Raw genomic sequence first — 25,388 nt, forward strand, 5'->3', positions numbered from 1 at the left:
AAGGCGCTGCAGCGCATCCCCGTGAAGCTGGTCGAGCACGGGCAACTGGGCGTCATCGGCGCGGCCAGTTGGTATCTGCAGCACCGCACCACCTGATCACGCTCCCACCCACGCAAGGAACCCCGCCGCACGGGCATGCCCGGCGGCCACCACCAGCAACCGCGGTTCACAACCCGCAATCCCGCCAATGATGAGGAGAGACATCATGAGGTACCGCAAGTCCGTACTGTCCGCCGCCATCGTCACCTGCCTGAGCTTCTCCGCGCACGCGCAGGACACCGGCAAGGACGCGACCGACCTCGACCGCGTCGTGGTCACCGGCATCCGCGCCAGCCTGCAGCAGTCGCTGGAAACCAAGCGCAACGCCGACGCCATCGTCGACGTCATCACCGCCGAGGACGTGGGCAAGTTCCCGGCCACCAACGTGGCCGAGGCCATCACCATCATCCCGGGCGTGACCATCGACAAGGCCTTCGGCCAGGGCGAGAAGGTCAGCATCCTGGGCACCGATCCGGCGCTGAACCGCACCGTGCTCAATGGCCAGACCGTGGCCTCGGCCGACTGGTTCATCACCGACCAGCCGGGCCGCACGTTCAATTACTCGCTGCTCGCCCCGCAACTGGTCAGCAAGGTCGAAGTCTACAAGTCGCCGGAAGCGTGGCTGGACGAAGGTTCGGTCGGCGGCACCGTCAACATTTCCACCCGCAAGCCGCTGGACCTGGCCGGCACCACCGTCTCCGGTTCGGTGGGCTACCTCTACAACGACCGCATCGAGAGCGGCGATCCCTCGGTTTCGGCCATGTTCGGCTGGAAGAACGACGCCAATACCTTCGGCGTGATCATCTCCGGCCAGCGCTCGGACGAAAGCATCCGCCGCGAAGGCATCGAGTCCTACGGCACGGTGACCGGCGACCACTACATCAACAGCCGCGACGGCGCGCCGAACTCGATCACCAGCACCAGCGACGACTGGTCCACCGGCGAAGCCGTCACCATGCCGCCGAGCTGCGTGGGCAGCTGCGCCACCACCCTGCTGGCCAACCCGAACGCGGTCACCCCGAATTCGATCAGCGCCCATTACTTCGAGCAGAAGCGCGAGCGCGACACCCTGTCGCTGGCCCTGCAGTTCAAGCCGCATGAAAAGCTGGACATCGAATTCAACGCACTGGACGTGAAGGCCGGCTACGACAACATCAGCCACGCCATGTTCGCCTTCAACGGCAACACCTGGAACTCGCTGGGCAACCTGACCGACCTGACCGTCGACGGCGGCGTCATCACCAAGGCCAAGTTCCGCAACGCGCTGACCGTGTACGACCTGATCAACCGCCAGGCCACGGTCGACACGGACTCCTACGACCTGAAGTTCAAGTGGACCGACGAACGCTGGTTCGCCTCGGCCCATGCCGGCTACTCCAAGGCCACCGGCGGCACCGGCCGCCAGGTGTTCGGCGAGTTCCTCAACAAGGCCAACTACAGCTACGACCTGACCGGCAAGGTGCCGAAGCTGTACTTCGACGGTTACCAGACCGACGCCATCCAGGACGTGGCCAGGCACTTCGCCCCCGCCAACCCGGGCAGCCCGTTCAACGACCCGAACGCCTACAAGCTCGACCGCGGCGAACCCTGCACCCAGTTCTCCTGGGGCTGCGGCTGGCATGCCGACCCGGCGACCAAGGACAACTGGAAGTCGGGCTGGGGCGGCAACATCGTCACCAAGCCCACCCGCGACGAGGAGAAGTACGCGCAGGTGGACTTCGGCATCCAGCTGGAATCGCCGGTCTACCAGCTGCGCTTCGGCGCCAAGCGCCGCGAGCACGAGACCTCGCAGTCGATGGCGGGCGTGACGCTGGCCTCGATCAAGGGCTATGGCGACGTCAGCGCGGACAAGTTCGATCCCAAGTCGCTGCCGGACAACTACCTCTCCGGCTTCGGCGACGTCGGCGACCTCGACAGCCGCTTCATGATCGATGGCTGGAAGCTGGCCGACTACATCCTCAGCGGCGATTGGCTGGCGCCGTGGCAGACCATGCGTGCCCCGAGCACCTTCTTCGACCCCTCGTTCGTGGCCAACACCTGGAAGGTGACCGAGGACGTCACCGCGGCCTATGTGCAGGCCGACTTCAGCGTGGACCGCCTGCGCGGCAACTTCGGCGTGCGCCTGGTGCGCACCGAGTCCGACAGCACCAGCTGGCAGTGCATCGGCAAGCCCAGCTGCGTCGCCAACGAGGCCAACAACTGGGTGCACAGTTACCAGCTGGCCACCACCACGAAGAAGTACAACGACGTGCTGCCCAACGTGAACCTGGTCTACGACCTGAGCGACACGGTGGTGCTGCGCGGTTCGGCGGCCAAGGTGATCGCGCGCCCGAACTACGGCGACATGTCCACCTACCTGTGGCTGGGCGACCAGACCCGCACCGGCGGCGGCGGCAATCCGGACCTGGATCCGTACGAATCCACCAACCTGGACTTCTCGGCCGAGTGGTACTTCGCCGAGAACGCCATCCTGGCCGGCACGCTGTTCCACAAGAAGGTGGACAACTACATCCTGGTCAGCACCCAGAAGGAACAGCACTTCAACCAGGCCGACCAGCGCATCACCGAGTTCGACGTCTCGCGTCCGAACAACGCCGGCAGCGCCACCATCAAGGGCTTCTCCGCGGCGTACCAGCAGACCTTCGGCGCCGGCCTGGGCCTGCTGGCCAACTGGACCTACGCCGAAGCCAAGGCCGACAGCGGCGACTTCCTGCCCTACAACTCCAAGAACCAGCTGAACTTCAGCCCGTTCTACGAGAGCGACCGCATCAGCGCCCGCGTGACCTACTCGTGGCGTTCGAAGTACTACACCAACGTCGACCGCGGCAATTACCTGGTCACCGACGACTACGACTCGCTGGATGCCAGCTTCAACTTCAAGCTCACCGACAACCTGACCCTGGGCCTGGATGGCATGAACCTGCTGGACAGCGAGTACCGCTCCTACGCCGAGATCCCGGGCGTGGCCAACACCGAGAAACTGGTGCGCGGCCTGTACCGTACCGGCCGCCGCTACATGGCCACGCTGCGCTTCGCCTTCTAAGCGCCACCGCTTCGTTCCACCGTTTTTTCTCCTCCAACGGGCCTGGGCATTCCAGGCCCTTTTTTTGTCCGGCGCGCAGGTCGCGCCAGCGCCAAATCGCAACACGTTGCCGGGTCCCGGCACGCGTCTCCGTGCCCGAGTGCGACGCACATCGGGGCGCCAGGACACGGCCGCCAGGCGGTGCCGATGGTCGGGGTGCGCTATTGCCCGCGCGCCTCTTTCCAGCGCCGGCTACAGAAGCCCACCGTATGCCATACCGGCATTGAACATAATTTTTAAAGATCTAATTACTTTTAGTTGGAAAATTTTCAAAGGATACGAAAAACAATCCATTTTCGTGAGAATTATCCTTTTTAATCAATGATTGAATGATGAAAACGATGGTCTCTATACCGCGTTTTTTCATGAAAAATATTTTTGCATTTCATTGACTAGATGTTGTGTTGAACACAAACTTCGCTGCCGTCGAACCACACACGCCACCCGCAAACGAGGCCAGCCGTGGAAGCGCAACACCCCTTCCTCCTGTCCCTGCCCGCATCGGGCGGGATGCCCCCGCGGGCGGGCGCACCCGCTTCATCCGAGCTCCCGACCGGAGTACGGAAAGCCACCGGCCGGCCATGCGCCGGCCATTCCCAAGCGAAGGAGAGAGACCTTTGAACCACCGCAAGTCGCCACTCACCGCAGCCATCGTCAGCTGTCTCGTGCTTGGCTTCAGCGCCAACGCGCAGGAAGCCAAGCAGGACGCCACCGAACTTGACCGCGTGGTCGTCACCGGCATCCGCGCCAGCCTGCAGCAATCGCTGGAAACCAAGCGCAACGCCGATGCCATCGTCGATGTCATCACCGCAGAGGACGTGGGCAAGTTCCCGGCCACCAACGTGGCCGAAGCGATGACCATCATCCCGGGCGTCACCATCGACCGCGCCTACGGCCAGGGCGAGAAGGTCTCGATCCTCGGTACCGACCCCGCGTTGAACCGCACCCTGCTCAACGGCCAGTCCATCGCCTCCGGCGACTGGAACATGTCCGACTTCCCGACGCGCACCTTCAACTACTCGCTGCTGGCGCCCGAACTGGTCGGCAAGGTGGAAGTGTTCAAGTCGCCGGAAGCGCGCATCGATGAAGGCTCGATCGGCGGCACGGTGATCGTCTCCACCCGCAAGCCGCTGGACATGCCCGAGAAGACGAGCCTGTCCGGCCGCGTGAGCTATGGCCGCAACGACCGCGTGGAAAAGACCGATCCCAATGCCTCGGCCGCCTTCGCCTGGAAGAACGATGCCGGCAGTTTCGGCGTGATCGTCTCGGCACAGGCTTCCAATGAAAGCATCCGCCGCGACGGCATCGAGTCCTACGGCATCGTGCGCGCCAAGGACTACATCGCCGGCGTGGGCGGTGCGCCCGGCTCGGTGACCAACCTCCCGCCGGACTGGTCCAAGTCGCCCGTCAACGGCGTGCAGCCGACACTCCCGGCCACCTGCACCGGCACCTGCGCCGACACGCTGTACGCCAATCCGAACGCGGTCGGCCCCAACTCCACCAGCGCGCACTTCTTCGAGCAGAAACGCGAGCGCAAGACCTACTCGCTGGCGCTGCAGTTCAAGCCGGTCGAACAGATGAATGTCGAGTTGAACGCGCTGAAGATCGACGCCGATTTCGACCACATGGCGCAGTCGATGTTCACCCATCAGGGCAACACCTGGAACAGCCTCAAGACGCTGAGCGACATCACCGTCAAGGACGGCCTGATCACCAGCGCCAGCCACAAGAATGGCCTGGTGGTCTTCGACATGCAGAACCGCCGCGCCAAGGTCGAGTCGTCGACCTACGACGTCAAGCTCGACTGGAACGACGAGCGCTGGTTCGCCTCCACCCATATCGGCCACACCAAGGCCGATGGCGGCCCGCAGCAGGTGTTCGGCGAATTCCTGGCTCGCACCGACTACACCTGGTCCATCGCGGACGCCCCGGGCAAGCCGGGCAGCGTGAAGTTCACCGGCAGCAACCCCTTCCTCCATCCGGACCAGTTCCAGATGGATGGCGGCTGGGCCGGCGCCTCGGGCAGTCCGGACATGCCGGACTGGAATACCGGTTGGGGCGGCAATCTGGTCGACAAGCCGACCGTCGACAAGGAAACCTACGGCCAGGTCGATTTCGGCATCAAGCTCGACTCGCCGGTGTACCTGCTCCGCTTCGGCTACAAGCAGCGCAAGCATGAGACCAGACAGGTCCAGCAGGGCATCGGCCTGGCGGCCGTGGGCGGTTACGGCGACGCCAAGGCTTCGGACTTCGATCCGCGCGAACTGCCCGGCAATTACCTGGGAGGTTTCAGCGACTACGGCGACCTGGGCAAGCGCTTCACCATCGACGGCTGGAAGCTGGCCGACTACATCAGCAGCGGCAAGTGGCTGGCGCCGTGGCAGACCATGCCCGTCGTCTCGCCGTTCAGTGCGGAGGAGTTCGCGCGCAACAACTGGTCGATCAACGAGGACATCGGCGCCGCCTACGTGCAGGCCGACTTCAGCTTCGACAAGCTGCGCGGCAACATCGGCGTGCGTTATGTGCGGACCGACCTGGAATCGGGCAGCTACGCGTGCAACACCGGCCTGGCCGGCTGCACCCAGAGCACCTGGAGTGCGGAGAAGCTTGCAGCTTCCTATGACCCGGTGGTGAACAAGAACAAGTACAACAACGTTCTTCCGAACCTGAACCTTGCCTACGACGCCACCGATTCGCTGATCCTGCGCGCTTCCGCCGCCAAGACCATCGCCCGGCCGAACTACACGGACATCTCGTCCTACCTGTGGCTCTCCGACACCGCGCTGACCGGCGGCGGCGGCAACCCGAACCTCAAGCCGTACCAGTCCACCAATCTGGACTTCTCCGCCGAGTGGTATTTCTCGGAGAACGCCATCGTCGCCGGCTCGATCTTCTACCGCGATGTGTCCGACTACATCCTCACCGAGTCCACGCCCGAGACGCACTGGAACCAGAACCAGAACAAGGACGACACCTACCTGGTGGACCGTCCGCGCAATGCCGGCGATGCCAAGATCAAGGGCTACTCGCTGGTATGGCAGCAAAACTTCGGCCTGGGTTTCGGCATCGTGGCCAACTACACCTACTCCGACGGCGAAGCTACCGGCGGCCGCCCGTTGCCGTTCAACTCGAAGAACCAGTTCAACATCAGCCCGTTCTTCGAGAACGACACCTGGACCGCACGCGTCACCTATGGCTGGCGCGACAAGTACTTCACCAACGTCAGCGCCGGCCGTGAACTGTGGACGATGGACTACGCCTCGCTGGATGCGTCCATCGCCTTCAGGATCAATGAAAACCTGTCCATCGGCCTGGAAGGCATGAACCTGCTGGACGAGCAGTACCACTCCTACTCGGGCGTGGAACAGCTCACCCGCGGCGCTTACCTGAGCGGCCGCCGCTACATGGCATCGCTGCGCTTCGCGTTCTGATGCCGCAGGCAATACCGTAGTACCCCGGTGGACCGGCATGGCCGGTCCACCGTTGCCTGCGGGGCTTTCCCGCAGGCGTCAGGCAAGGCGCATGGAATGCGATGCGGTTTGCCTGGCGCCTGCCGCACCCTGGCGTCCGCGCCGGACAGAGGACCACGACCACCATGACAACGCGCGCTCCAGTTCGAGACCGGCACGCCCGCGGCCCGCAGGCAGGATGGCGATGCTGGCTGCTCGCCTGCGCGCTCGCGGGTTCCGCCGCGGCCGCCGCGCAGGACACCGCCGGCCTGGCCGGCTACTGGTCCGGCCACACCGGCAGCGGACGCGAGCGCATCGCCGTCGGCCTGGACCTGCAGCCCGATGGCGAAGGCGGCCTGTCGGTCAGGCTCGACCTGCCCATCGCGCACATGCAGTCCATGGCGATGGGCAGCGCGCGGGTCGAGGACGGCGTCCTGCGCCTGCCCGGCCTGCACCTGGCGCTGGAACGCAAGGCAGGGCGCCTGACCGGCACCCTGCTGGACCCGGCCGGTCGCGCCGACCTGCGGCACGCCGGGCCGCGCCCATCGGCCATGCCCTCGACCTTGACCAACGACGTGCCCGTACTGCCGGGGCCGCGCTGGTCGGTACGCCTGTCGGGCCAGGTGTTCGCCTCGCCGGTCGTGGACGGCGGCATCGCCTATGTCGGCACCACCGGCGGCACTTTCGAGGCGGTGGACGTACGCGATGGCCATCGCCTCTGGAGCGCGGCGCTGGGCTTTCCCGTGTTCGCCAGCGCCGCCGTCGAGGGCGACGCGGTCTACGTGGCCAGCGACGGTTTCCTGCATCGCCTGGACAGGGCCGACGGCCACGAAGTCTGGCGCTACCCGCTGGCACCGGCGCCAGCGGCGCGCGTGCTGCCGCATCCGGACAGCGCGCACTGGGACTGGCAGGCGCCGCAACCGCTGCGGGTGGGCGACGCCCTCTACGTCGGCAGCGCCGATGGCAGCCTGCATGCGGTCGACGCCGGAAGCGGCCGGCGGTTATGGCGCTTCGCCGCACCGGGCCGCATCCGCCATGGCGCCGCGGCCGACGCCCGCCATATCTACGTGGTCAGCGAACCTGGCAGCGTGCATGCCCTGGACCCGCGCACCGGCGAGGAACGCTGGCGCCATGCCCTGTCCGGCCAGCCCGGCGCGGCGCCGGTGGTCCACCAGGGCCGCGTCTATGTCAGCGACCGCGGCGCCTTGCTGCACGCGCTCGACGCGCGCGACGGCCACCGCCTGTGGCTGCTGCCGTTCTGGACCTCGTGGGTGGAATCGGCACCGATGATCGTGGACGACACGCTCTACATCGGCTCGTCCGACCTGAAGCGCATCAGCGCCATCGATGCGGGCAGCGGCAAGGTGCACTGGCGGAGCGAAGTGGCCGGCTGGAGCTGGGGAACGCCGCTGCCCGCCGGCCGCCACCTGTTCGTCGCCACCGCCGCCGGCGCGCCGTATTTCCAGCCGCTGCAGGCGGAACTGGCGATGCTCGACCGCGCCGACGGACAGGTCCTGGCGCGCCTGGCCTTGCCCGCCGGCGAGGGTTTCGTATGGGGCGTGGCCGGCGGCCTGGCACGCGATGGCGACACACTGGTCGCCGCGACCGTCGGCGGCACGTTGATGGGCTTTACCCTGCCCACCGACGCCACGACGCAAACGGATGCGGGCGTTCCTCCTTCCCACGCCCGCGATCCGTCCCTCCGCTGAGAGGCGCTTCCACGCCGTACCGCAGCGATCACCTGGCCGCGCCCGCGTCCAGGCTTCACCGAAAGGAACCACGATGACCCGATACCGCAGCACTGCCGCCACCGCCCTCGCAAGCGCCCTGCTCGTCGTCCTGGGCGGCACCACCGCCTGCGCCGCGACCACCGGCGCGGCCACTCCGGCGGCGCAGGTGCAGCCGGTGCGGGTGGAGAGCGCGACGATCGTCCCGCGCCCGCAATCGATCCAGCCGGCAGCCGGCAGCTACCTGGTCGATGCGCGCACTCCCGTGCGCGCGCAGGGCGAAGCGGCGGCCCGCGTCGCGGCGCAGTTCACCGGCCTGCTCGGCAAAACCACGCCGCTGGCGCTCGCCGCCGACGCGGGCAAGGCCAAGGGCGGCATCGTGTTCCGCCTGGCGCCGGCAGGCGCGGACGCTGCGCCCGAGGCGTACACGCTGGACATCTCGCCCACCGGCATCGTGGTCGAGGCGGCCGGCGAGCGCGGCCTGTTCTACGGCGCGATGTCGCTGTGGCAGCTGCTGGCCGGGCAGGAGGCGGCGGCGGTGTCGTTGCCGGCGATGCGCGTGGAGGACGCGCCACGCTTTTCCTGGCGCGGCTTCATGCTCGATTCGGCGCGCCACTTCCAGAGCGTCGAGCAGATCAAGCTGCTGCTCGATGCGATGGCCACGCACAAGCTCAACACCTTCCACTGGCACCTCACCGACGACCAGGGCTGGCGCATGGAGATCAAGCGCTATCCGAAGCTGACCGAGATCGGCGGCTGCCGCCTCCCGGCCGGCGCGCTCGGCCGCCACGACGACGGCACGCCCAACCGCTACTGCGGCTGGTACACGCAGGAACAGATCCGCGACGTGGTGGCCTACGCGGCTGCGCGGCACATCACCGTGGTGCCGGAGATCGACGTGCCCGGCCACGCGCAGGCGGCGGTGGCGGCCTATCCGGAGCACGGCGTGGTCGACGGGCCGACCGAGCCCTCGCACAACTGGGGCGTCAATCCCTACCTGTTCAATCCGCGCGAGGAGACGCTGCAGTTCCTGGAGAACATCCTGGCCGAGGTGATCGAACTGTTCCCCGGCCCCTACGTGCATATCGGCGGCGACGAGGCGGTGAAGTACCAGTGGCAGGCATCGCCCGCGGTGCAGGCCTACATCCGCGAGCTGGGACTGAAGGACGAGGAAGCGCTGCAGTCGCACATGCTCAAGCGCCTGGAGAAATACCTGGAGGAGCACGACCGCAGACTGATCGGCTGGGACGAGATCATCGAGGGCGGGCTGCCGCCGCAGGCCACGGTGATGTCCTGGCGCGGCATCGAGGGCGGCATCGAGGCCGCCACCCACGGCCACGACGTGGTGATGGCGCCCAGCCACACGCTGTACCTGGACTTCCTGCAGACCAACCTGCCGGACGAGCCGCCGGGCCGCCCGAAGTTCACCCCGATGCAGAAGATCTACGCCTTCGACCCGGTGCCCGCGCAGCTGGATGCGGCCCAGCGCAAGCATGTGCTCGGCGTGCAGGCCAACCTGTGGACCGAGCACACGCGCACCTTCGAGCGCCTGCAGCACAACGTGTTCCCGCGCCTGTCGGCGCTGGCCGAGATCGCCTGGACGCCGCTGGAGCGCAAGAGCTACGACGATTTCCTCGCACGCCTGCCGGCGCAGCTGCAGCGCTACCGCGCGCTCGGCATCGCCTACGGCCAGACCGCGCTGTCGGTGGCGATGAAGCGCCAGGAAGACCGCGCCGCCGGCAAGGTGACGGTGGAACTGTCCAACCCGCTGAGCTACCGCGACATCCGCTACACCACCGACGGCAGCGCGCCGACGGCGCAGTCGGCCAGCTACGGCGCCGCGCTGACCCTTGCGGTGCCCACCGTGCTCACGGCGATGGCCTTCCACGAAGGCCGGCCGCTGGCGGATGCGCCGAGCAGCTGGACCTTCGACGCCGCCTCGCTGCTGACCCGCACCGACAAGACCCTGGCGCAATGCCCGCAGGGCGGGCGCCTGCTGCTGCGGCTGGAGGACGACAACCCGATCGACGGCCCGCGCGCGAACTTCGACGTGACCATCTTCAACCCGTGCTGGCTGTGGGAGGACGCGCAGCTGCAGGACATCGCCTCGGTCAAGGTCCGCGCCGGACGCATCCCCTACAACTTCGGCCTGCTGCGCGAAGAGGAAGCCAGGCGCGGCTGGCGCAGGCCGGTGGCGCGCCATGGCGAGTTCGAGGTGCGCGCCGGCTGCCAGGGACCGGTGCTGGCCACGGTGCCGCTGCCGGCGCAGGCGGGCAAGGACGGCTTCATCGAACTGGAAGCACCGCTGCGCAGGGGGCCGGAAACCATCGCCGACCTGTGCATGACCTTCAGCGGCGATACCCGTCCGCAGATGTGGGTGCTGCAGCAGGTGACGCTGCAGCCGGGCAAATAGTTACCCGGGAAGGCGCGGTGCGGTGCGGCAGGTTCTCTCCACCGTACCGTCCCGCACCGCGCCCTTCCTTCCGCCATCGCCCGCCGCCACGCGCTGCCGGCGATGGCAGTGGCAGCACCGTAGCAGGCGCGCAGGCGGCGGCGGAAGTGCCGCGGCCCGCGCCACCGCTCACGGATACAGCAGGTAACGCGCGCGCACCGCCTCGAAACGCCGCAGCTCCGGCTGCCAGCGCGCCTGCATCGCGTCGAGCGTGTCGCCGCGCTCGATCGCCTGCCGCAGCCAGGCATTGCCGGCCAGCTTGTCGAAGAAGCCCGGTGTCGCGCCCGGCGCGTCGGACTGGAAGCGGAACTGGTCCGGATACAGGTCGTGCAGCGCCTTGACCACCGCCAATCCGGTGCGGAACGGCAGGAACGCCTCGCGGTCGACCACATGGATCTGCACGCCGCCGCAGGCCTTGCCTTCGTGCTTGGAGAAGCTGGGCGTGAACGATGTCGGCCGGAAACGCACGCCCGGCAGGTCGAGCGCATTGAGCGCGTCGGCCAGTCGCCGCGCATCGACGAAGGGCGCGCCGACGGTTTCGAACGGCCGCGTGGTGCCGCGGCCTTCGGACACGTTGGTGCCTTCCAGCAGCGCCGTGCCCAGGTAGACCAGCGCGGTGTCGCGCGTAGGCATGTTCGGCGACGGCGGCACCCAGGGCATCGCCCCGCCCGGCTCGGCGTCGCCGCGCTGCCAGCCGCGCATCGGCACCACGGTCAGGTCGGCGCCGATGCCGAACTCGCCGTTGAACAACCGCGCCAGCTCGCCGATGGTCATGCCGTGGCGCACCGGGATCGGAAACATGCCGACGAACGAGGACTGCCCCGGCTCCAGCACCGGGCCTTCCACCTTGAGCCCGCCGACCGGATTGGGGCGGTCCAGCACCCATACCGGAATGCCGTCGCGCCGGGCCGCGCGCAGCACGTTGGCCAGCGTGTACGGGTAGGTGTAGAAGCGCGCGCCGACGTCCTGGATGTCGAACAGCAGCAGGTCGATGCCGCGCAGCATGTCCGGCGTCGGCTCGCGGTGCTCGCCGTAGAGGCTGTGCACCGGCAAGCCGGTGGCTGCATCGCGCGACGAATCCACGTGTCCCCCGGCCTGCACGTCGCCGCGAACGCCATGCTCGGGGCCGAACAGCGCCACCAGCTGGACATCCCTGCGCGCGGCGAGCAGGTCGATGTCGCTGCGCAGCATGCGGTCAACGCCGGTCATGTTGGTGACCAGGCCGATGCGCTTGCCCTCCAGGTCGCCGGCGCGCTCGCGCAGCAGCACCTCGATGCCGGGTTCGGGGCCGCTGCCGCTTGCTTCGACGGCCCGCACCGGCGACATCCATGCCAGCAACAGGCCGCACAGCAAAAGGTTTCTCATGTATCCATGCATGCGCGTATCCGGGTAGGGGAAGCGATGGGCAACGATAGCCGATCATCGGATAATCCGGCCTGGCCTTCGCCCAACCGGAACCCATGATGCGTCGATCCGTGTGGCTGTCCTTCTGCCTGCTGGCACTCTGCAACCAGGCGCATGCCGGCGACGATGCCATCGTTCCCTCGCTGATCCCGCAGCCGGCTTCGCTGCAGGTCGATGCCGGCGCGGCCGCCTTCGCTGTGGATGCAGACACCCGGCTCCATGCCGAAGGCGAAGCCGCGATGCGCGTGGCCGGGCAGCTCAACGCCTTCCTCGCCAAGGCCGGGCGCGCGCCGTTGCGCATGGCCGCTGGCGACAAGGACAGGCACGGCATCCGCCTCGCCATCGACACCGGCAGCTCCCTTCCGGCCGAAGGCTATGCGCTCACCGTCGGCGATGACGGCATCGCGATCCGCGCCAGTGACGAAGCCGGCCTGTTCCATGGCGCGGTGACGCTGTGGCAACTGCTCACCCAGGGCGAAGGCGCACGCGTGGCGCTGCCGGCGATGCGCATCGAGGACGCACCGCGTTTCCCCTGGCGCGGTTACATGCTCGATTCGGCCCGGCATTTCCAGACGCCGGCGCAGGTGAAACAGCTGCTGGACACGATGGCGCTGCACAAGCTCAACGTATTCCATTGGCACCTGACCGACGACCAGGGCTGGCGCATCGAGATCAAGCGCCATCCTCGATTGACGCAAGTCGGCGGCTGCCGCATTCCCGCCGGCGATGCCGGCGTCGACCGGGCCAGCGGCAAGCCGGCGCCGTATTGCGGCTGGTATTCGCAGGACGACATCCGCGACATCGTCGCCCACGCCGCCGCGCTGCACATCACCGTGGTGCCGGAGATCGATATGCCCGGCCACGCCACCGCCGCCATCGCCGCGTATCCAGCGCTGGGCACCGAGGGCCGGGAGATTCCGGTCTCGGCGCACCGCGGCATCCACGCAAACCTGTTCAACGTGGACGACGCCACGTTCGACTTCCTCGACGGCGTGTTCGCCGAAGTGGCGCAGCTGTTCCCCGGGCCCTACATCCACGTCGGCGGCGACGAGGCGATCAAGACGCAGTGGCAGGCCTCGCCGCGCGTGCAAGCCAGAATGCGCGAACTCGGACTGGCCGACGAAGCCGCGCTGCAGAGCTGGTTCATCCATCGCCTGGAAACCCTCGTGCATGCGCACGGCAAACGCCTGATCGGCTGGGACGAAATCCTCGATGGCGGCCTGGCGCCCGATGCCACGGTGATGTCCTGGCGCGGCATCGACGGCGGCATCGCCGCGGCGCGCCAGGGCCACGACGTGGTCATGTCGCCCAACGCCGACCTGTACCTGGACTACCTGCAGACCGACTCGCCGGACGAGCCCGGCGGCCGTCCGCGCCCGAAGCTGATCCCGATGGAACGGTTCTACCGCTTCGAACCGGTGCCCGAAGCGCTGGACGCGACCCAGCGCCGCCACATCCTCGGCCTGCAGGCGAACATGTGGACCACCGACGACGTGCGCTTCGCCGCGGTCGAACACAACACCTTCCCGCGCCTGCTGGCAGTGGCCGAGACCGGCTGGACGCCGCAGGCCGGCAAGGACTACGCCAGCTTCCTGCAACGCCTGCCGGCCTGGACCCGACGCTACGAAGCGCTGGACGTCGGCTACGCACGCACGCCGTTCCGCGTGCTGCTGGACGATGCGCCCGCCGGCCCCGGCAAGGCGGCGCTGCGCCTGTCCAACCCGCTCGGCTACCCGGTGCGCTACACGCTCGATGGCAGCGAACCTACCGCACGGTCGCCGCTGTACGCCGGCCCCATCGAGACCGGACTGCCGCTGCGGCTGCGCACCGCCGCCTTCGCCGGCAGCAGCGCGCTGCAACCTGCAGACCGCTTCGACCTCACCACTGCCAGCCTGCGCAGCCGCGGCAACGCGCAGCTGCAGCCCTGCATCGCCGAAGGCCCGGTCCTGCGCATGCAGGACGACACGGTGCAGGCCGACGGCCAGCGCGCCCTGTTCAACGTCGCCTTCATGCAACCGTGCTGGCGCTGGGAACAGGCACCGATGGCCGGTGCCGGCAGCATCGAGGTGCGCGCCGGCCGCCTGCCCTACATCATCGACCAGAGCGAGGAGGAGAACGCCCGCCGCCGCTTCCTGCCCGCGCGCAGCGCGCACGGTGAACTCGACATCCGCGCCGGCTCCTGCGACGGCGACGTCATCGCCACCGCGCCCCTGCCGGCACGCCCCGACGCCGACGGCTTCATCACCCTGCGCGCGCCGCTGCTGCGCCGTTCCGATGCCACCGAAGCACTGTGCATCCGCTTCAGCGGCGACTTCCGTCCCGACATGTGGGTGGTGGACAGGGTGACGCTGCGTTAGCGGCCGCTGTCGACATGGGCGTGCCCATGCACGCCTAGCGCCTGAATTGAGCCGTGTCAGCCTGGATGAACTTTCAGGTTCCCATCACGAAGAACGTGAAGCCGGTGTTGGGCGTCCTCTCGGTGTCCGGCGCAATCTCCGCAATCTCCTCGAAGAAGACCTTCGCGTCTTCCGATCTTTTCTCAGCCGGAATATTGAAGAAATCCTCTCTACGCAACGCATCCAAGGCAAGCATCTCCGCCTGCCCTGGACTATCCGCGACAACAAAGCGCGTTGTATAGAAGCCAATCGGCGATGCCTCGCCCAACATGTCGCCGGGAAAGTTCTCGCCACAAATAGAACAGCGATAGAGCGGCATGATCACCTGATTCCGTAGGTCAAGCGGCACCGCGAAGCGGCATCGGCTTGATTGAATTGTTGGGCGGCGTCACGGATCGGGTGACACCGCCGGCTCAACTGCTTTTGCAGACTTGGCCAAAGCCGCCAACTCTACAACCGTGAACCGCTTGAGTTGCTGGAACGCCGGCTGGAATGATGCTTCCTGCCCCCAGCCTTCACCGGCAACAACGATCTCTCCCCCGTTCGGCGTTACGAAGAAGTAACCAAACTCGCCGTCCATGGCTGCAAGCGGAACAACAACGATGGATTTGCCATCAGCGCAGGCATAGACGTTCCAGCTGGCTTTGCCGAATTCGCGCTGTACAGGACCCGATTCGCAGACAAGTAGAGCCTCTGGCCCGATCGCTGCGGCGGATGGAGGGGCCAGCAAAAGGACAAGAACAGGAACAAGAATTTTCATTGGCGAACCCCCTTGGCAAGTCGCCTGACGCCCGGGTTAAGCCGCGCCGCGGGGCAGCGTCGGCTTGAATGAATCGTCAGACTCCGGCACGGCGCTGTATGTCCGCGCGGGACTGGAGAGTTGCACCGCAAAACGGGCAGTACAGGACGGCCATATCGAACCAGCCAACACCTTGGTCCGTGTTCGCATACCCGACTGCCAGGTACAGGACACCGTTCTCCTCAACCCGAAACAACTTTTCAGGCGGCGATATCATCGCATCCCTCATATCGCTGCAGCAGTTCCCAAAGCTCGACATAGGATCCTCCAGGGCGTATCGCCTGAATTAAGCCGTGCTGCGAAGCGGCATCGGCACGAATGAATTGTCAGGGCACACCCACGATCAGGATCGTGAGGGCTACCAGATAGGCGGGGACAACCACGAAAAGGCTGATCCTTATACGCCGGGCATACCGTACAGCACCCGGGTCTTTAAGCTCCCGAACGACAGCCCCAAAGGCAGCGCCGATGACAGCCATGCTCACATTCGGATCACCGATACGGGGAAGGCCCGTGTAGAAAAAGCTGAGCGAACCTCTTCGGTTCGCCAGATCCGGGCGCTCTGCCAGAAGAATGCGCCGAAAACGGACAAGTGCGTGAAAGTAAAAGGGAGTGATGAGAGCCGCGACCGCTATCAGCAAGATTGCAATGGCCTGCATATGCGCTCCAACTCCTGATCAAGAATTGCCGCGAATCGGCATCGGCTTGAACGAACCGTCAGGCGGCAGCTAGGCCGCTGCAGTGCGGCCCGGCAAGTAGGGCGGAACCTTTTGTTGGAGCAGCCGGACGAGCTCCGGAGCCATGTACTCGAACTGGTCGGGGATGCCCAGCACGGCCATGCGCTTGCCGCGCAGTTGAGTCCGGAACCTGGCTGCGACTTTGGACCTGTGCGCAGCCTCCATGACCAGCACGGTATCTGCCCAGGCGATCAACTCGGCCGAAACAGGACAGTCCGCGTCATTGGCTGTCCCAGCGGAAGCGGTCTCCACGCCAGGCCAATCCGCGAACACCTGCTCTGCCGTCGGGCTGCGCAGGCGGTTCTTGCCACAGACAAAGAGAACGTTGTGCATCAAGTATCCACCTGCGACTTAGTGCCTGAATCGAGCCGCCTCGCAAAGCAAGGACAGCTTGAATGAATTGTCAGACGGCTGCCTATCCATCACGCCCGCGCATGTTCGATACCTCAACAATCTCAGTCACGTACAGCATGTGTCTGCACCTTGCCAGGCCACCATAGCTACCGACAGGACCGAGTTTCCCGCGAACCACAACATCGGATATGCCCCATGGGCCATTGGCGTCCTTTGCGGGGAGCATGGCTTTGCTCATGGCGCCAGCATCGATGCACCACGCTTCGTCCTTGCCTTTAGGAGTGAGATAGGAACTCTCAAAGTTATAGAAGTACTCACCCCTATAAGATGGGGTCTTTTATCGGTCCATAAGCACAAGCTGACAATAGGGTCGAGAGAACCGCTACCCGAGCTGCGGCGTTCTTCATTGCTGCGCCCAAACTACTAGCCCAAAGGCCGGCAACACGAGTGCTTGGCAAGAGACCCCAGCCATATACGCTGCATGAGTTGTCCGCGATGTCGGCAAGTAAAGCTGGGGCGTAAACATTGTCGCATTCCCCCTGCCGGCGTTCTTTGCATGGCACGGTATCACTCGGAGCAAGCCCTCTCAAAGCATGTGATGGATTCCGGGAAGGCCGGGCGTTGCCGGCAGAGCCGTCAATGTCCCGCACAGACAACCCGTGAAGGCAATGCCAGTCGCGAAGCGGCATTTCCTTCGGCCCTCAGCTGCGAGCGCAGATTCTGTGTGGAGCGAGGTCTGTCTGAAGGCTCTTCGCGGCTGAAGCCGCTCCTACGGGCCTAGGAAACTTTGTGGCGCGGTTGCAGGCGTAGCAGCAGGTCGCGCAGCGGCGTGAATGCCGTTGCCAGGCCGATGGCCACGCCAATGGTGTTGGCCAGCGCGTCGAACGGGTCGGCGCTGCGGGTGTCGGTCAGCGCGCCCTGCGCGAGCTCGATGCATACGCCCATCGCCACCAGTGCCAGGGCGACGGCCAGCAGTGCGCGGCCGCGGCGAAACAGCTGAACCGCGCTGGCCGACAGCAGGAAATAGGCGATGAAGTGCTCGGCCTTGTCGCCGTTCTCCGGCAGGGAGGGAAGCGGCGGTGGCGGGATCAGGCACACCACGATCACGCCCATCACCGCCAGCGCCCACAGGGCGATCCAGAACGGCAGGTGGCGCAGCGGCTTGAACAGCGGCCGGCTCACAGGCGCCAGGTCAGGTCGCCCATGGCGAATGCCGCCGACAGGTCCACGTCGCGGCTGAAGCCCATCACCTGGAAGCGCTCGCCCATCTCGGTGGGCAGGGTGAGGCGCTTGAATTGCTCGCGCAGGCGCACGCGCCCGACCTCGTCGGTGCGCTCGTCGGCCTCTTCAAGCAGGCCGGCGATGCCGTTGCCGAGCAGGAAGCCGGCCTGGTGGCAGTAGCCGGCCAGGTCGAAGCCGGCGCCGGTGCCCGCTTCGGCCAGCGCGGTGAAATCCACCGAGGCGGTGATGTCCTGCAAGCCCGGCCACAGGTAGACATCGTTGTGCACGCGATGGCGGTAGAACGCGCGCAGGGTGCCGTCGCGGCGGTCGTCCTGGTAGAACTCGGCGCGGGTGTAGCCGTAGTCGACGAACAGCATCGCGCCGCGGCGCAGGCCGCCGGCCACCGCCTGGATCCAGTACGGCAGCTGCGGCAGCAGTTCGGAGCGGTAGCCGTCGGCGAAGGGACGCTCCAGGTAGCGCTCCACGTGCCGCACCGCCGCCGACAGCAGCATGTCCGCCGGCTGCGCTCCGCGCACGAAACGGCCTTCGCCATCGAGTTCGACGGTTTCCTCGTAGACCTCGCCTTCGTCGACGAGGAAGCGCGGCGTGGGCAGCGCGTCGATCACCTCGTTGGCGAACAGTGCGCCGTCCCATTCGTCCTCGAACGGGCGGTCCAACCATTCCACGCGGGCGAACACCGCCGGGTCGAGCGCGTCCTGCAGGCGCTGGCGCTGGCGCTGGCGCAGGTCGGCGCTGGGCTCGAGGATGGCGTAGCGCGCCGGCAGGGCGTCCAGTTCGGCCAGGCGCCCGAGCGCGACCTCGGCGAACGCGCCGCTGCCGCCGCCCAGTTCCAGCACGCGCGCCTGCGGCCCGACCTCGCGCACCACCGGTGCCAGCGCGTTGGCGGTGGCCGCGGCGAACAGCGTGCCCATCTCCGGCGCGGTGACGAAGTCGCCGGCGGCGCCGAACTTGCTGGCGCCGGCGCTGTAATACCCCCAGCCCGGCGCATACAGCACCAGCTCCATGAACCGCGAGAACGGCATCGCGCCGCCCTGGGCGAGAATCTCCGCGCGCAGGTGCGCGGCCAGCTGCTCGCTGTGGGCCAGCGCGTCGGATTCGGGCAGGGGCAGGTCGGAATGCATGGGACGGCGGTTTGCGGGGACAATGCACAGGATAGCCGAGCGAGGAAAACGCAGATGACCGATCCGCAACGGGTGGCCCTGGTGACTGGCAGCGCGCGCCGCATCGGCGCGGTCATCGCCCGCCACCTGCATGGCCACGGCTACCGGCTGGCCCTGCATGCCCACCAGTCGGGCGAGGAACTGCAGGCGCTGGCCTTCGACCTTGAAAGCGAAAGACCGGGCAGCGTGCTGGCGGTACAGGCCGACCTGCGCGATGCGCAGGCGCTGCCGGAGCTGGTCGAGGACGTGGTGGCGCATTTCGGCCGGCTCGACGCACTGGTCAACAACGCTTCCAACTTCTTCCCCACGCCGTTCGGCCAGGTGCAGGTGGAACAGTGGGACGAGCTGTTCGCGGTCAACGCGCGCGCGCCGTTCTTCCTGGCGCAGGCCGCGGCCCCGCACCTGCGCCGGCAGCGCGGCGCCATCGTCAACCTGACCGACCTGCACGCTACCCAGCCGCTGCGCGACCATCCGGCCTATTCGGCGGCCAAGGCCGCGCTGGAAATGACCACCCGCGCGCTGGCGCTGGAACTGGCGCCGCACGTGCGGGTGAACGCGGTGGCGCCGGGCGCGATCCTGTGGCCGGAACAGGGCAAGAGCGAAGCGGCCAAGCAGGCACTGATGGAACGCACGCCGATGGCGCGCACCGGCACGCCGCACGAGATCGCCGCGGCGGTGCGCTGGCTGCTCGACGACGCCGGTTACATCACCGGGCAGACGCTGCGGCTGGACGGCGGGCGTACGTTGACGTAGGAGCGCACCTGGGTGCGCGATGGGGCTTGCCCGTGAATCCCACGCTCGCAGGCTGTCGCAGAAGAACCCACCTGCAAGCCCTTTCGCGCACTGAAGTGCGCTCCTACGGGTGCGCGTCTACAGGTCCACGGTATCGAACGCGTCGCCGTATTGCGGGTGCGCCTGCCGCATCTGCCGCAGGCTGAGGCCACGCACCGGATCGATGAAATCCGGCACGCCGCACGAAATCGCCGCGGCGGTGCGCTGGCTGCTCGACGACGCCGGTTACATCACCGGGCAGACGCTGCGGCTGGACGGCGGACGCACGCTGACGTAGGAGCGCACCTTGGTGCGCGATGGGGCGTGCAGGCAGTTCCTGCCGCGACAGCCTGTACCGCGAGTGCGGGATTCAGGTGGAAAGCTCCCTTCGCGCACTGAAGTGCGCTCCTACGGAGTGCGCTCCGCCAGTTCGACGGTATCGAACGCGTCGCCGTATTGCGGGTGCGCCTGTCACATCTGCCGCAGGCTGAGGCCGCGCACCGGATCGATGAAATCCGGCACGCCGCACGAGATCGCCGCGGCGGTGCGCTGGCTGCTCGACGACGCCGGTTACATCACCGGGCAGACGCTGCGGCTGGACGGCGGACGCACGCTGACGTAGGAGCGCACCTTGGTGCGCGATGAGGCGTGCAGGCAGTTCCTGCCGCGACGGCCTGTACCGCGAGTGCGGGACTCAAGTGGAAAGCTCCCTTCGCGCACTGAAGTGCGCTCCTACAGAGTGTGCCCCGCCAGTTCGACGGTATCGAACGCGTCGCCGTATTGCGGGTGCGCCTGCCACATCTGCCGCAGGCTGAGGCCGCGCACCGGATCGATGAAATCCGGGGCGATGTCGGCCAGCGGCTTGAGTACGAAGGCGTGCTTCAGTTCGGGCCGGGGAATGCGCAGGTGGCCCGGCCCTTCCACCACCAGGTCGCCGTAATACACCACGTCGATGTCCAGGGTACGGTCGCTGAAGCGCGGCCCGCTGCGGTCGCGGCCGTGCGCGTCCTCGACCGCGTGCAGCCAGTCGTCCAGTTCCGCCAGCGGCAGGTCGGTGTGCAGCATCACCGCGTTGTTGAGGAAATCCGGGCCATCGAAGCCTACTGCCGGGGTGCGGTAGGCCGGGGAAACGGCGATCTGCCCGAAGCGCTCGCGCAGCACCCGTAACGCCGCCTGCAGATGGTGTTGCGGGCGCAGGTTGCTGCCCAGGCTCAGTAGGACGGTCGTCATCGGGTGGGGAGGGTCGCGGCGTGCCGCCCTGCGGCGGGAATCGGGACGCACATGATAGGGCTTTGGGCCAGGAACCAGTGCGGGGAAAACAGGAACCGGAGAGAGCGGAAACAAGAGCGTGAGCGCGGGCCGGTGCCGTTGCCTTTACTCGCTTATGGTTCCTCTCTGCTGGCGCCCGGCTTTCCCGCCCGTTCCCGGCTTCTCAGCCTGCCCCGAGCGCATCGGCCACGGCGCGGAACACGCGCTGCATCTCCAGCGGGCGCGGCAGCACGTGCACGCTGATGCCCGACGGCGCCAGGCCGTCGGCGAACGCCGCGTTGCCGCTCTCCTCCAGCACGATGGCCGGGCCGCGATAACCCATGTCCTGCATCTCCGTCAGCAGCTGCCCGGCGGACAGCAGCGGGATGCCGCTGTCCACCAGCACCACGTCCGGCATGCCGGCCTCCTGCAGGTGGCGCATCGCCGCGGCGCCGTCGGCTGCCAGCCGCAGCCGGTAGCCCTGGCTGGCCAGCGCGTTGCCCAGCAGCGACAGGCGCGTGGCCTCGTCGTCGACCACCAGTATCCGCCGACCGCGGCCCGCAGGCACCGCCGGCATCGCGCCGTCCTCCCGTTCCACCACCGCCCCATGCAGCGGCAGCAGCAGGTCGAAGCAGGTGCCCTCGCCGGGGCAGCTGGAAACCGAGATGGTGCCGTCCAGGCTTTCCACGATGCGCTTGCACGAGACCAGCCCCAGGCCGGTGCCGCTGGCCTTGGTGGTGAAGAACGGGCTGAACAGCCGGCCGACCGTCGCCTCGTCCATGCCGATGCCTTCGTCCTGCACGCGGATGCGCAGGCGCTCGCCGTCGGCGGTGGCCACGCGCTCGGCCAGCAGGCTCAGGCGCCCGCCCTCGGGCATGGCCTGGATCGCGTTGAGCGCGAGGTTGAGCAGCACCTGCTGCAGCTCGGTGTAGTTGCCCTCCACCGCCATGCGGTCGTCGCGCACCTCCAGGTGCAGGTCGACGTTGCCCGGCAGGCTGCTCTTGAGCAGCATCCCCACCGCCTGGAACAGGCGCTGCAGCACGATGCGCTCGCTGGGCAGGCGCGAACCGCGCACGAAGGACAGCATCGATTCGACCATCTCGTGGCCACGCCTGCCGCACTCGGCGATCACGTCGGCCAGCCGCACTACCTTGGGGTCGTCGCTGCGGTCGCGGATCAGGTCCGGCACGATCAGCAGCGGCTGCAGGATGTTGCGCAAGTCGTGGCTCAGGCCGGCGGCCAGCAGCGCCAGGCTTTCCAGCCGCTGCGCGCGCATCAGTTCGTCCTCGACCCGCAGCCGCTCCATCTCGCGCCGCGCCTCGCGGATGGCGCGCGCCACCGCCGAGGGCAGCCGCGCCGGCTGGTGCTTGATGATGTAGTCGTTGGCGCCCTCGTGCAGCGCCTGCACCGCGGTCTCCTCGCCCATCGTCCCGGAGACGAAGATGAAGGGCACCAGCGGGTGCAGCTCGTGCACGATGCGCAGCGCCTCGTAGCCGGAAAACCCCGGCATGCTCAGGTCGGACAGCACGATGTCCGGCATCTTCGCGGCCAACGCGGCGCGCATGTCATCCTCGCTGTCGACCCGCTCGAAACTGGCCTCCAGGCCGGCCTCGAGCAGCTGGTCGCACAGCAGTTCCGCATCCTCGGGGGAATCCTCCACCAGCAGGATGCGCAGGGGACCCAAGGGCGCTCCCTTGTTGGGCATGGGACCTTACTCCTGGTCGGGCGCCTGGTTGATGACCGCCCAGAAGGTGCCGAGCGTCTTGACCGCGTTGAAGAACTGGTCGACGTCCACCGGCTTGACGACGTAGGCGTTCACGCCCAGGTCCCAGCTGCGCGCCAGGTCGCTCTCCTCCCGCGAGGACGACAGGATCACCACCGGCATGCGCTTGAGTTCCTCGTCGGCGCGGATGCGCTGCAGCACCTCCAGGCCGTCCATGCGCGGCATCTTGATGTCCAGCAGCAGCACCGCCGGCAGGCCTTCCTCGCGGTTGGCGAAGGCGCCGCGCCGCATCAGGAAGTCCATCGCCTCCACGCCGTCCTCCACGTGCACGATGGGGTTGGCCAGGCGTGCATCGCGCAGCGCGTCGATCGCCATTTCGGCGTCGGCGGGGCTGTCTTCGGCGAGCAGGATGGTACGGAGCGGACTCATGCGGGTGGACCTCAGCTGTGCGCCTCTGGCGCAGGGGGGGGAAAGATGAAATGGAACGTGGCGCCCTGGTCGACCTCCGCCTCGGCCCAGATCCGGCCACCGTGGCGGGTAAGCACGCGGCGCACGCTGGCCAGGCCGATACCCGTACCGGGGTAATCGCTGGCCTTGTGCAGCCGCTGGAACACGCCGAACAGCTTGCCGGCGTACTGCATGTCGAAGCCGGTGCCATTGTCGCGCACCGTGAACTGCTGGCTGCCGTCGGACAGCTGTTGCGCGGACACGTCGATGACCGCGGCTTCGCGGCCGGCAGTGTACTTCACCGCGTTGCCGAGCAGGTTCAGCCACACCTGGCGCATCATGTTCTCGTCGGCCACCAGCACCGGCAGCGGCCCGATGTTCCACTCGACCTCGCGCGCCTTGCCGTCCGGGCCGGCCTCGGCCTGCAGGTTGGAATCCAGCAGGGCGCGGGTGTCGGCCACCAGCGACTGCATGTCCACCGCCTGCAGACGCATCGCGCCGCGGCCGAGCCGGGAATAGACCAGCAGGTCGTCGATCAGCGCCGCCATGCGCCGCGCCGACTCGCCGATGACCTGCAGGTAATGGCGCGTCTTCTCGTCCGCGCCCTCGCCCAGGTGCCGGACCAGCTTGTCGGAGAAGCCGGCCACGTGCCGCAGCGGCGCGCGCAGGTCGTGCGAGACCGAATAGCTGAACGCCTCCAGCTCGCGGTTCACCTCGGCCATCTGCTCGACCTTGCCCTCCAGCTGCCGGTTGAGCTCCTCCACCCGCTGCTGCACGGCGCGCTGCAGGGTGACGTCGCTGACCGTCATCAGCACCACTTCGTCGTCCGAATCCGGCAGCGGCATGCGCCGGGCGTTGATCAGCATGATCCGGACCATGCCGTCCACGCCGCGCTGTTCGTGTTCGTAGTCCCACAGCTCGCGGCCGCGCAGCAGCACGTCGGCCAGCCGCTGGCGGATGATGGCGTCGGCCCAGGCGCCTTCGCCGATGGACTGCAGCAGCTGGCCGTTGACCTCGCTGTCCTGCACGCCATAGAGCTCGCTGAAGGCGGCGTTGTGCAGGACGATGCGCTGCTCGCCGTCGAGCAGCACGATCGGTTCGCGCACCGTCTGCAGCACCGCGCCGGAGCGGGCGCTGGCCTGCAGCAGGCGCTCCTCGGCGCGGGTGCGCCGGCCGATCTGCCGCTTCAGCAGCCACAGTACCAGCCCCAGCAGCAGCAGCTGCGCGGCCAGGGTGCTCCAGGCGACGAGGGTGGACAGGCGCTGCTGCCGCTGCGCCGCCGCCACGCGCCGGATCAGCAGGTCGTCCTCGTGGCGCTGCAGTTCCACGACGATGTCGCGGATCGGGTAGCTGAAGGTCATTTCCTCGATCAGTTCGCGCTGGCGCTCCGAGTCGACGCTGCCGGCGATCTGCTTGGCCAGCGCCATGCGCCGCTCCAGCATGGAGGTGATGCGGCCGATGCGCACCAGCTGTTCCGGGCTGTCGCTGACTAGGTTAGACAGTTCGGCGAGGGTGACATCGATGCTGTCGGCGCGCCGCAGGCGCTCCCGCAGCGCGTCCGATTCCACGCCCTTGGACAAGGTCAACGCCGCCGACTCCACGTCGCGGATGTCCGCCTGCAGCACGTAGAGCCGCGCGCCCACCGCCTGGGTATGCGCCACCCAGTTGGCGGCGTTGATGCTGTCGCGCGAAAGCTGCAGCAGCAGCAGCGACGGCACCACGACGATCAGCAGCGCGGCCAGCCCCAGGCCGGCGAAACGCCAGCGGTCCCATCCCTCGTCGGTGAATCGATAAGCCATCCTTATTCCTTAGCCATGTAACGGGAACGGCGGCCGTGGCATCCGGCCATGCACGCCCGGCCGCATGGACCGCGGCAACGCCGGAATATACGGCTCCACCGCACGCATGCGGATCGGCCCGCAAGCATTGCACGATTCACCGGCGGAGTGAACGCAGGCCGCGCGCGGCGGCGTCACGGCAGCGTCGCCGCGCCAACCAGCAGTCCCTGCGCGTCCACGCCGCGCACGTCGCGGACGCCGGCAGCGGCGGCCACCACCGCGTCGCGGGCGACCCTGTCCCCGACCACCCCTTCCAGGGTGACCATGCCCTCCAGTGTGGCGACCCGCACCTGCCCGGTGCCATCGCGCTGCAGCGGTACCAGCGCGGCGCGGATCCGCGTGGTGATCCAGGCATCGCTCATCCGCGCGGGCACGGCCGCTTCCGGGAGCGCGGGCGGCACCGGCTCCTGCCGCGCCGGTTCCTGCGCCTGCAGCGGCAGCGCCGCCAGCAGGCAGGACAGTCCGATGCCATGCGCGCCCGAGCGTCTGCCCACGGTCATCGTCCCGCGCCTGCCGGCCT

18 protein-coding genes and 4 pseudogenes are annotated in these 25,388 nt (G+C 67.5%); 9 read left to right on the forward strand and 13 right to left on the reverse strand.

What is annotated here, in order from left to right:
- The first annotated feature begins 205 nt into the window (after nt 1–205).
- From CQ393_RS07965 to CQ393_RS07980, 4 genes are all read left to right on the forward strand, one after another.
- Nucleotides 206–3,082, forward strand: a complete 2,877-nt coding sequence (locus tag CQ393_RS07965) for a TonB-dependent receptor (RefSeq protein ID WP_153191023.1) — start codon at nt 206–208, stop codon at nt 3,080–3,082.
- Nucleotides 3,083–3,738: 656 nt separating this feature from the next.
- A complete protein-coding gene (locus CQ393_RS07970) occupies nt 3,739–6,552 on the forward strand; it encodes a TonB-dependent receptor (RefSeq protein WP_228114352.1) in 2,814 nt (937 codons plus the stop codon).
- A 164-nt stretch (nt 6,553–6,716) separates the two neighbouring features.
- Entirely contained in the window at nt 6,717–8,279 is a 1,563-nt protein-coding gene (locus CQ393_RS07975) for a PQQ-binding-like beta-propeller repeat protein (RefSeq protein WP_194269614.1), read from the forward strand.
- 73 nt (nt 8,280–8,352) lie between these two features.
- Nucleotides 8,353–10,710: a family 20 glycosylhydrolase gene (locus tag CQ393_RS07980; protein WP_153191026.1), complete on the forward strand. Its 2,358-nt coding sequence runs from the start codon at nt 8,353–8,355 to the stop codon at nt 10,708–10,710.
- Nucleotides 10,711–10,878: 168 nt separating this feature from the next.
- On the opposite strand, the gene CQ393_RS07985 is transcribed toward CQ393_RS07980, so the two are convergent.
- Nucleotides 10,879–12,114 (reverse strand): DUF1343 domain-containing protein, encoded by a 1,236-nt coding sequence (locus CQ393_RS07985; protein ID WP_153191027.1) that lies wholly within the window; start codon nt 12,112–12,114, stop codon nt 10,879–10,881.
- Between the two features lie 98 nt (nt 12,115–12,212).
- Between CQ393_RS07985 and CQ393_RS07990 the strand changes: the two genes are divergently transcribed.
- Nucleotides 12,213–14,510, forward strand: coding sequence for a family 20 glycosylhydrolase (locus CQ393_RS07990; RefSeq protein ID WP_194269615.1), 2,298 nt, complete (start codon nt 12,213–12,215; stop codon nt 14,508–14,510).
- A 73-nt stretch (nt 14,511–14,583) separates the two neighbouring features.
- On the opposite strand, the gene CQ393_RS07995 is transcribed toward CQ393_RS07990, so the two are convergent.
- Nucleotides 14,584–14,874: a hypothetical protein gene (locus CQ393_RS07995; RefSeq protein WP_153191029.1), complete on the reverse strand. Its 291-nt coding sequence runs from the start codon at nt 14,872–14,874 to the stop codon at nt 14,584–14,586.
- Between the two features lie 63 nt (nt 14,875–14,937).
- Complete coding sequence (locus CQ393_RS08000) at nt 14,938–15,309, reverse strand: hypothetical protein (RefSeq protein ID WP_153191030.1); 372 nt, start codon at nt 15,307–15,309, stop codon at nt 14,938–14,940.
- Nucleotides 15,310–15,641: 332 nt separating this feature from the next.
- On the opposite strand from CQ393_RS08000, the gene CQ393_RS08005 reads away from it, so the two are divergent.
- Nucleotides 15,642–16,025 carry a hypothetical protein gene (locus tag CQ393_RS08005; RefSeq protein ID WP_153191031.1) on the forward strand — a complete coding sequence of 128 codons (384 nt, stop codon included), beginning with the start codon at nt 15,642–15,644 and terminating at the stop codon, nt 16,023–16,025.
- A 51-nt stretch (nt 16,026–16,076) separates the two neighbouring features.
- Here the strand turns inward: CQ393_RS08005 and CQ393_RS08010 are convergent, their stop codons facing one another.
- The 3 genes from CQ393_RS08010 to CQ393_RS08020 all read right to left on the reverse strand — a co-directional run bounded on the left by CQ393_RS08010 (nt 16,077) and on the right by CQ393_RS08020 (nt 18,802).
- Complete coding sequence (locus CQ393_RS08010; protein ID WP_153191032.1) at nt 16,077–16,421, reverse strand: low molecular weight protein tyrosine phosphatase family protein; 345 nt, start codon at nt 16,419–16,421, stop codon at nt 16,077–16,079.
- 795 nt (nt 16,422–17,216) lie between these two features.
- Nucleotides 17,217–17,621, reverse strand: coding sequence for a VanZ family protein (locus CQ393_RS08015; RefSeq protein ID WP_343199840.1), 405 nt, complete (start codon nt 17,619–17,621; stop codon nt 17,217–17,219).
- The gene (locus CQ393_RS08020; protein WP_153191034.1) at nt 17,618–18,802 is read right to left on the reverse strand and encodes an SAM-dependent methyltransferase; all 1,185 of its coding nucleotides are present in this window, start codon (nt 18,800–18,802) and stop codon (nt 17,618–17,620) included. The genes CQ393_RS08015 and CQ393_RS08020 overlap by 4 nt, the downstream gene beginning before the upstream one ends.
- A gap of 54 nt (nt 18,803–18,856) precedes the next feature.
- On the opposite strand from CQ393_RS08020, the gene CQ393_RS08025 reads away from it, so the two are divergent.
- Nucleotides 18,857–19,594 carry a pteridine reductase gene (locus CQ393_RS08025; protein ID WP_153191035.1) on the forward strand — a complete coding sequence of 246 codons (738 nt, stop codon included), beginning with the start codon at nt 18,857–18,859 and terminating at the stop codon, nt 19,592–19,594.
- Nucleotides 19,595–19,711: 117 nt separating this feature from the next.
- Here the strand turns inward: CQ393_RS08025 and CQ393_RS18210 are convergent.
- Nucleotides 19,712–19,807 (reverse strand): annotated as a pseudogene (locus tag CQ393_RS18210) (2-amino-4-hydroxy-6-hydroxymethyldihydropteridine diphosphokinase); the annotation flags it as partial.
- Here CQ393_RS18210 and CQ393_RS08030 point away from each other — a divergent pair.
- Nucleotides 19,800–19,910 (forward strand): annotated as a pseudogene (locus tag CQ393_RS08030) (pteridine reductase); the annotation flags it as partial. The pseudogenes CQ393_RS18210 and CQ393_RS08030 overlap by 8 nt on opposite strands.
- A gap of 110 nt (nt 19,911–20,020) precedes the next feature.
- On the opposite strand, the pseudogene CQ393_RS18215 reads toward CQ393_RS08030, so the two are convergent.
- Nucleotides 20,021–20,131, reverse strand: a pseudogene (locus CQ393_RS18215) (2-amino-4-hydroxy-6-hydroxymethyldihydropteridine diphosphokinase); the annotation flags it as partial.
- Here CQ393_RS18215 and CQ393_RS08035 point away from each other — a divergent pair.
- A pseudogene (locus tag CQ393_RS08035) lies at nt 20,124–20,234 on the forward strand (pteridine reductase); the annotation flags it as partial. The pseudogenes CQ393_RS18215 and CQ393_RS08035 sit on opposite strands and share 8 nt — an antisense overlap.
- 110 nt (nt 20,235–20,344) lie before the next feature.
- On the opposite strand, the gene folK reads toward CQ393_RS08035, so the two are convergent.
- The 5 genes from folK to CQ393_RS08060 form a co-directional block, all read right to left on the reverse strand.
- Entirely contained in the window at nt 20,345–20,842 is a 498-nt protein-coding gene (gene folK / locus CQ393_RS08040) for a 2-amino-4-hydroxy-6-hydroxymethyldihydropteridine diphosphokinase (protein WP_153191036.1), read from the reverse strand.
- Nucleotides 20,843–21,044: 202 nt separating this feature from the next.
- The gene (locus CQ393_RS08045; protein WP_153191037.1) at nt 21,045–22,565 is read right to left on the reverse strand and encodes a hybrid sensor histidine kinase/response regulator; all 1,521 of its coding nucleotides are present in this window, start codon (nt 22,563–22,565) and stop codon (nt 21,045–21,047) included.
- A 6-nt stretch (nt 22,566–22,571) separates the two neighbouring features.
- Nucleotides 22,572–23,012, reverse strand: a complete 441-nt coding sequence (locus CQ393_RS08050; RefSeq protein ID WP_153191038.1) for a response regulator — start codon at nt 23,010–23,012, stop codon at nt 22,572–22,574.
- 11 nt (nt 23,013–23,023) lie between these two features.
- Nucleotides 23,024–24,829 carry an ATP-binding protein gene (locus CQ393_RS08055; protein WP_153191039.1) on the reverse strand — a complete coding sequence of 602 codons (1,806 nt, stop codon included), beginning with the start codon at nt 24,827–24,829 and terminating at the stop codon, nt 23,024–23,026.
- A 173-nt stretch (nt 24,830–25,002) separates the two neighbouring features.
- Nucleotides 25,003–25,368, reverse strand: a complete 366-nt coding sequence (locus tag CQ393_RS08060) for a BON domain-containing protein (RefSeq protein ID WP_153191040.1) — start codon at nt 25,366–25,368, stop codon at nt 25,003–25,005.
- Between the last annotated feature and the right edge of the window lie 20 nt (nt 25,369–25,388).

The organism is Stenotrophomonas sp. MYb238 (genome assembly GCF_009496535.1).
Lineage (GTDB): Bacteria > Pseudomonadota > Gammaproteobacteria > Xanthomonadales > Xanthomonadaceae > Stenotrophomonas.